1 protein-coding gene is annotated in these 289 nt (G+C 30.4%); it reads right to left on the bottom strand.

What is annotated here, in order from left to right; translation table 11 throughout:
* Nucleotides 1–289, bottom strand: a 289-nt coding sequence (locus G3997_RS05070) for a glycoside hydrolase family 10 protein (RefSeq protein WP_296649107.1), incomplete at both ends; no start/stop codon positions are given.

The raw sequence follows: 289 nt of genomic DNA on the forward strand, positions 1-289 counted from the left end.
TAGTTGTAATTCTATATGGGTTTAACCATGCATGAAATTCCATTCCTCTTTTATGAGCTTCATCAATTAGGAAAGGAAGTGGATCGTACCCTGGATCTTTTCCTTGTGTTCCTGTTAAATACTCTGACCATGGATTTATACTTGATTTATATAGTGCATCTGATTTAGGTCTAATTTGAACTATTACAGTATTCATACCTAAACTTTTTAGACTATCTAACAAATCTATATATTCTGATTTTTGTGCTTGTATATTATTTTTAGTTGTAGGCCAATCCATATTATATAC

Origin of the sequence: Romboutsia sp. 13368 (assembly GCF_018336475.1) — a bacterium.
GTDB lineage: Bacteria > Bacillota > Clostridia > Peptostreptococcales > Peptostreptococcaceae > Romboutsia.